Source organism: Streptomyces sp. NPDC104831 (genome assembly GCF_055583025.1).
The window spans coordinates 1-5889 of sequence record NZ_JBVJOT010000124.1 but is presented as its reverse complement, the minus strand read 5'-3'; the positions used below and the strand labels follow the sequence as shown (position 1 = coordinate 5889).

Genomic DNA, 5889 nt, shown 5'->3' with positions numbered 1-5889 from the left:
CTCCCCCCCCCCCCCCCCCCCCCCCCCCCCCCCCCCCCCCCCTCACCCCCCCCCCCCCCCCCCCCCCCCCCCCCCCCCCCCCCACGGCGTGGCGGGGCGCGGAACCAGCACACCGGTCCGAGGACGGCGACGAGCCCCCGTCACCGTGTCCCCGGTCTCACCAGGCCCGTCTCGTAGGCGACGACCACCGCCTGGGCGCGGTCGCGCAGGCCGAGTTTGGCGAAGATGCGGGCCACGTGGGACTTCACCGTGGCCTCGCTGAGCGTCGGTTCGGCGGCCAGTTCCGTGTCGGACAGGCCCCGGCCCATCAGGGTGAGCACCTCCCGTTCGCGCGGGGTGAGCGCGGTCAGGCCGGCGGGCGCGGCCGAGGCCGGCCGGCCGCGGCCGCGTAGCGCTCCACCAGGCGCCGGGTGATCTGCGGGGCGAGCAGGGCGTCGCCGGTGCCGACGAGCCGTACGGCCCCGAGGGACAGGGCCGTGTACACGTACCGGTCCAGGTCGAAGGTGGTCAGCATGAGCACCCGGCAGCCGGGTGCCTCGGCCAGGATGCGGCGGGTGGCCTCCAGGCCGTCCATGACCGGCATGCGGATGTCCATGAGGGCGACGTCCGGCCGCAGTTCGCGGCCCGCGGCGACGGCCTCGGCGCCGTCGGCGGCCTCGCCCACGACCTCGATGCCGCGGGCGGTGAGGATCAGCCGGAAGCCGCTGCGGATCAGCGTCCGGTCGTCGGCGATCAGGACGCGGGGCGCCCGTCCGGACGCGTCCGGGGTCACGGCCGGTCCAGGGGTATGCGGACGCGGAAGCCGCCGCCGAGTCTGCGCCGGGCGTCCAGCTCACCGCCGTACAGGGCGGCCCGCTCGCGCAGGCCGAGCAGACCGCGTCCGGTGCCCTCGCCGTGCGGTCTCCCGGCGGGACGTGGGCCACCGGTGCCGGCCGCCGACGCGGTGCCGGTGAGCACGCTGGGTCCGGTGCTGAGGATCTCGACGCGCAGGGCGTGGCCGGCGTGGCGACCGGGCGCTGGATGCACCGGAGCGGGGAGGTGGTGGCCGGGCCGCCGTTCCTGCGCCGCAACGGGGTGCGGCTCGGGGACCGGCTGCGGCTGCTCGCCGAGGTGCTGCGCAACGAGTGACGGCAACCGGTCAGGATCGGAGAAGCCGCCGCGGGCCGTCCGGCCCTAGCGTTGGGGGCACCGGCGGGGAAGCCGCCGGTGCCCGCCCGCGCTGTCGGGCACCGCTGTGCGAAGGAGTGAGCATCATGGCCGCCGGCCTGCAGACGATCATCTACCCGGTCAAGGACCTGGACCGCGCCAAGGCCCTGTTCGGCGCGCTGCTCGGCGTCGAGCCGTACGCGGACGAGCCGTACTACGTCGGCTACAAGGCCGCCGGCCAGGACATCGGCCTCGACCCGAACGGGCACGCCAAGGGGATGACCGGGCCGGTGCCGTACTGGCACGTGGCGGACCTGCCGGAGCGGCTCGCGGCGCTGCTGGCGGCGGGCGCCGAGCTGCTCCAGGACGCGCAGGACGTCGGTGGCGGGCGGCTGATCGCCTTCGTGAAGGACGCCGACGGCAACCACCTGGGGCTGCTCCAAGACCCGGCGGCCTGAGGCCGTCGCGACCGCCCGACCAGGCACTAGTTGCACACTCAACGAGTGGCCGGTTCGGTGCTACCGTGCGGTTATGGCAGTCAAGACGGCCGAGACCCGGCTGGAGGAACGCTGGCGGGACATCCTCGCCGTGCACGCGCGCACGATGTGCGAGATCGACCGTGTCCTGCACCCGCACGGACTGGGCGCCAGCGACTTCGAGGTGCTGGATCTGCTGGCCACGGAGCCGCCCGAGCAGGGCGAGCAGTGCCGGGTGCAGAACCTGGTCGGCCGGGTGCACCTCAGCCAGAGCGCGCTGTCCCGGCTGATCGGCCGGCTGGAGAAGGACGGTCTGGTGGAGCGCTCGGTGTGCGCGGAGGACCGGCGCGGGGTGTGGGTGGCGCTCACCCCCAAGGGCCGTGCGCTGCACGCCGAGGTGCTGCCGCTCCAGCGGGCGGTGCTGCGGCGCCTGCTGGCCGGGCAGGAGTCCTAGAACACCAATTCCGCGCCGACCGGCAGCACCTCGGCGCCGTGCTCTTCCCTCCCTGCGGGCCGGTGACCACCGGCGGCGGGGGGCCAGTTCCGGACGGCCTGCGCCGGGGCCGTCGCCGTGGCGCAACGGGCGGTGCGTCGGCCCGCCGGGCCCCGGGGCCATGGGCCCGCCGGTCGGTCGGTACGGACGCGGGCGCCGCCGGGGGGGATGCCCCGGCGGCGCCCGTGGGACGTGTCCGTGCGGCTCAGCGGGCCAGCAGCGTGCGGACCCCTTGCGAGGTGAGGGTCAGCGCGTGGGAGGAGCTGCCGTCGATGGCGAGGGAGAGGTTCTCGTCCGGCCACTGCGCGGCGAGCGCGCCGAGCGGGATGAGACGGTAGCGCGAGACGAAGGGCAGCAGATCGGTCATCTCGCCCTCGGTGGTGAACACCGGGACGACCGCGTCGCCGCCGGGTTGTTCGAGGACGGGCAGGGCCACCGTCGTGGCGTCGGCGCCCTCTCCGTCCAACGCGTCGTCCGGTACCGGGACGAGCACGTCACTGTGGGCGAGGGTGTCCAGGGCCGTCTGGTCCTCGGCGTTGACGGTCAGCGCGTCCAGTGCCTGCTGGGCCGGTGTGGGCGGGTCGGCGTGTGCGGATGTCTCCATGGCTGGTCCCCAGGGTCGGCAGTCGTACGGGCTGCCCGGACGGCTCGGCGCTCCGGGCGTGCTCCCGCCTCGCGTACCCGGTGGGGTGCGGGGCATGCGTGTGCGAAGCACATGGGTCCGGAACACACAGACGGATCCGAATGCGCGGGGTGCGGGGCGTTCCCGGGACGTGGACGCCGGTCACGGCGCGTCCCCGCCGGGAAGCGGGGGCGGGCGACGCGGCCCGCCCGGTCTCGCGGGGTCACGCCGATGCCGGTGAGGAGCGCCCGGGGCTCACGGACGCGCCGCCTCCCGGTGGGGGGCCGGGCCGGGTGCCGGCGCCTCCTGGCGCCGTACCCGGGTCCGGGCCGTCGGCAGCGTGCCGAGGAAGGCCAGCGCCAGGGCCACGAGGACGCCGAGGTTGGCGTACGCCCAGGGCCCGGTCCGGCCGCCCAGCCCGAACGGTGCCAGCAGATACCCCTGCCAGGTGAGCCAGTGCGCGGCGGTGTTGGTGACCAGGCCCCAGCCGACGGCGGTGGCGGCCAGGGTGAGGCACTGCGGGAGGAGGGGGACGTCGCCGTAGCGGCCGTGCGGGCGGTACAGGTCGCCCTCGTCGTAGTCGCGGCGGCGCAGCGCCAGGTCGGCGAGCATGACGCCCGCCCAGGCCGCGATGGGCACGCCGAGTGTGGTGAGGAATCCCATGAACTGGCCGAGGAAGTCGTCGGCGAAGAACACGATGTACACCGAGCCCGCGATCATCAGGAGGCCGTCGAGGAGGGCGGCCAGGTAGCGGGGTACCCGCAGGCCGGCGGAGAGCAGGGCCAGGCCGGAGGAGTAGATGTCGAGGACGGCGCCGCCGACCAGGCCGAGCACGGCGACCACGGCGAACGGCACCAGGAACCAGGCCGGCAGGAGGGCGGCCAGCGCGCCGATCGGATCCGCGGCGATGGCACGGCTCAGCTCCGGGGAGGAGCCGGCCAGCAGCAGGCCGAAGACCAGCAGCACCAGCGGGGCCAGGGACGCGCCGAACGTGGTCCAGCCGACGACGCCCCGGCCCGAGGAGTTCCGGGGCAGGTAGCGGGAGTAGTCGGCGGCGGCGTTGACCCAGCCGAGGCCGAAACCGGTCATCATGAACACCAGCGCGCCGATGAACCGCTGTGCCGGGCCGGCCGGGAGGGCGTCGACCGTGCTCCAGTGGATCCGGTCGGCGACGAGGGCGACGTAGACGAGCGTGAGGACGCCCGTCACCAGGGTGATCCAGGTCTGCAGCCGCATGATCAGGTCGAAGCCCATCACTCCGCCGACGACGGTCAGCGCGGCCACCACGCCGAGGGCGACGGCCTTGGTCCCGGTGCCGCCGCCGTGGCCGAGGCTGCCGAGGACGGTCGCGGTGGCCATCGTGGCGAGCGCGGTGAGGACGGTCTCCCAGCCGACGGTGAGCAGCCAGGAGACGACGGACGGCAGCCGGTTGCCGCGCACGCCGTACGCGGCGCGGCTGAGGACCATGGTCGGTGCCGAGCCGCGCTTGCCGGCGACCGCGACGAAGCCGCACAGCAGGAAGGAGGCGACGATGCCGAGCACACCGGCGGCGAGGGCCTGCCGGAAGGAGATGCCGAAGCCGAACGCGAACGCGCCGTAGCCGAGGCCGAGGACGGAGACGTTGGCGCCGAACCAGGGCCAGAACAGGGTGCGGGGGGTGCCCTTGCGCTCCGCGTCCCCGATGACGTCGAGGCCGCGTGTCTCCACCCGCGCCCGGCGCCGGGCGGGCACCCCGCCGCCGGGGCCGTGCGGATCCGCCGTCACCGAGCCTCCCGACCTGCCTGTCCGGATGTCCGCGTCACGCTAGGTCGCACCCGGGAACGCGGTCAAGGAGTCGGGTGGAGTGCGGCCGGCCGCGCGGTGGAGGCGAGTCCGGTCCGCGGCGGAGGGAGGAGGTGGATCCGGCCACGAGCGCCGTCGTTGCGGGATCCCGGTGGCGGTGGCGGCGGATGAGCGCCACGGGTGAAGCCGCCGGCCGGGCCGCGCGAGTACGCCGACGGCCGGGCGCGCGCCCGCGCGGGCACCCGCGGACGCGGCTCGCCGCCGGACGGGACGCGGACGGTGCCGCGTCCCGTTCGGCGGACGGTTGCCGGGGTCAGCGGTCGAACTCCTCCTGGATCGGGTTCTTCGGCTCTTCCCGCAGATGCCGGGAGAGCACCGGCCGGCCGCCGCGCCGTGCCGGCCGGCCGGTGTCGAGGCCGAGGTCGAAGCCCGGTTCCACCCGGACCGACCGCGCGACCTCGGTGCGGCCGGCGTACTGCTCGGCGGGCATGCCGCGCAGGGCCTCGACGACCTCCCGGGAGGCCCCGGCCCGCCGGGCGGCCGAGACCAGCTGTTCCTTGCCGGCCGGGTAGGTCACGTCCCGCAGCGCGTCCAGCACCTCGGGGACGCTGGTGTGTGCCGTGCTCATGACGCCTCCTACGCGCCGTCCTCCTGTTCCTGGTCCTCTTCGGCGGTGTCCTCCCCCTCCGCCTGGGAGGGAGTGGTGCGGGGTGGCTGCTCGGCGTCGAGGGCGTCCGGTTCCCGCTCGCCCTCGGCCTGCGATGGGGTGTTCTCGCTCATCGGGTCCTCTCCTACGCGTCCTGCGCGGTCCCCTGCCGGTCACGCCGTCGGGTACCCGCCGGCCGCGCGCCCCATCACCTACCGGAATTTCTGAATCCGCTTCGGTCGGAGGGGTACCTGTGCAGTCCCGGCGCGACATCGGGCGCCGGTCCGGACACCAACGCACTGCCTGGAGGGACCATGGCGGGCATCACCCCACCTGATCTGCAGAAAGCCCTGTCCGGCGTGGACTACCCGGCCGACACCGACCAGCTTCGGAAGGTCGCCGAGAAGAACCACGCGCCGAAGGAGATCACCGAGCGCATCTCCCACCTCGGGAAGAAGAAGTTCGAGAACCCCGCCGAGGTCAGCAAGGCCGTCTTCCGGAACGAGTGACGGCACTCGGCCGACAGGACGGAAAGACACGGGTGCGCGGCGGCCGGCCGGGTTCGGCCGCCGCGCACGCACATCCGGTGACCCGGGCCGGGGTGACAACCGTCACAGGGCGGTCGGCGACTAAGACCGTGTCCTACGTGGTGAGGCGGATGAGTCGCTTGTAGCAGCACAGGGCGGCGGCGAGGCCGAGAAAGGCCAGGTAGTTGCGCGGGTCG

At 74.8% G+C, this 5889-nt stretch carries 8 protein-coding genes and 1 pseudogene; 3 read left to right on the top strand and 6 right to left on the bottom strand.

Features of this window, described 5'->3' with window-relative positions; translation table 11 throughout:
• Positions 1-140: 140 nt before the first annotated feature.
• Positions 141-772: pseudogene (locus ACZ63H_RS38320) on the bottom strand (response regulator transcription factor).
• Positions 769-1026 (bottom strand): ATP-binding protein, encoded by a 258-nt coding sequence (locus ACZ63H_RS38315; RefSeq protein WP_469873081.1) that lies wholly within the window; start codon positions 1024-1026, stop codon positions 769-771. The pseudogene ACZ63H_RS38320 and the gene ACZ63H_RS38315 overlap by 4 nt, the downstream one beginning before the upstream one ends.
• 227 nt (positions 1027-1253) lie before the next feature.
• Here ACZ63H_RS38315 and ACZ63H_RS38310 point away from each other — a divergent pair, with 227 nt between their 5' ends.
• Together ACZ63H_RS38310 and ACZ63H_RS38305 are read left to right on the top strand one after the other, a co-directional pair.
• Entirely contained in the window at positions 1254-1604 is a 351-nt protein-coding gene (locus ACZ63H_RS38310) for a VOC family protein (RefSeq protein WP_469873080.1), read from the top strand.
• Between the two features lie 73 nt (positions 1605-1677).
• A complete protein-coding gene (locus tag ACZ63H_RS38305) occupies positions 1678-2076 on the top strand; it encodes a MarR family winged helix-turn-helix transcriptional regulator (RefSeq protein WP_467935442.1) in 399 nt (132 codons plus the stop codon).
• Positions 2077-2320: 244 nt separating this feature from the next.
• Here ACZ63H_RS38305 and ACZ63H_RS38300 read toward each other — a convergent pair whose 3' ends face one another.
• The 4 genes from ACZ63H_RS38300 to ACZ63H_RS38285 form a co-directional block, all read right to left on the bottom strand.
• Entirely contained in the window at positions 2321-2719 is a 399-nt protein-coding gene (locus ACZ63H_RS38300) for an SseB family protein (protein WP_469873079.1), read from the bottom strand.
• Between the two features lie 273 nt (positions 2720-2992).
• Positions 2993-4501: a purine-cytosine permease family protein gene (locus tag ACZ63H_RS38295; protein ID WP_469873078.1), complete on the bottom strand. Its 1509-nt coding sequence runs from the start codon at positions 4499-4501 to the stop codon at positions 2993-2995.
• Between the two features lie 331 nt (positions 4502-4832).
• Positions 4833-5147 carry a DUF2795 domain-containing protein gene (locus ACZ63H_RS38290; protein ID WP_469873077.1) on the bottom strand — a complete coding sequence of 105 codons (315 nt, stop codon included), beginning with the start codon at positions 5145-5147 and terminating at the stop codon, positions 4833-4835.
• Between the two features lie 8 nt (positions 5148-5155).
• Positions 5156-5299, bottom strand: a complete 144-nt coding sequence (locus ACZ63H_RS38285) for a hypothetical protein (RefSeq protein ID WP_469873076.1) — start codon at positions 5297-5299, stop codon at positions 5156-5158.
• A gap of 180 nt (positions 5300-5479) precedes the next feature.
• Here ACZ63H_RS38285 and ACZ63H_RS38280 point away from each other — a divergent pair, with 180 nt between their 5' ends.
• The gene (locus tag ACZ63H_RS38280; RefSeq protein ID WP_318205046.1) at positions 5480-5674 is read left to right on the top strand and encodes a DUF2795 domain-containing protein; all 195 of its coding nucleotides are present in this window, start codon (positions 5480-5482) and stop codon (positions 5672-5674) included.
• Positions 5675-5889 lie beyond the last annotated feature (215 nt).

Excerpts from the sequence above, each read along its gene's own strand:
- ACZ63H_RS38310 (WP_469873080.1), top strand. The coding sequence starts at position 1,254 with ATGGCCGCCGGCCTGCAGACGATCATCTACCCGGTCAAGGACCTGGAC.
- ACZ63H_RS38305 (WP_467935442.1), top strand. The coding sequence starts at position 1,678 with ATGGCAGTCAAGACGGCCGAGACCCGGCTGGAGGAACGCTGGCGGGAC.
- ACZ63H_RS38300 (WP_469873079.1), bottom strand. The coding sequence starts at position 2,719 with ATGGAGACATCCGCACACGCCGACCCGCCCACACCGGCCCAGCAGGCA.
- ACZ63H_RS38290 (WP_469873077.1), bottom strand. The coding sequence starts at position 5,147 with ATGAGCACGGCACACACCAGCGTCCCCGAGGTGCTGGACGCGCTGCGG.
- ACZ63H_RS38285 (WP_469873076.1), bottom strand. The coding sequence starts at position 5,299 with ATGAGCGAGAACACCCCATCGCAGGCCGAGGGCGAGCGGGAACCGGAC.
- ACZ63H_RS38280 (WP_318205046.1), top strand. The coding sequence starts at position 5,480 with ATGGCGGGCATCACCCCACCTGATCTGCAGAAAGCCCTGTCCGGCGTG.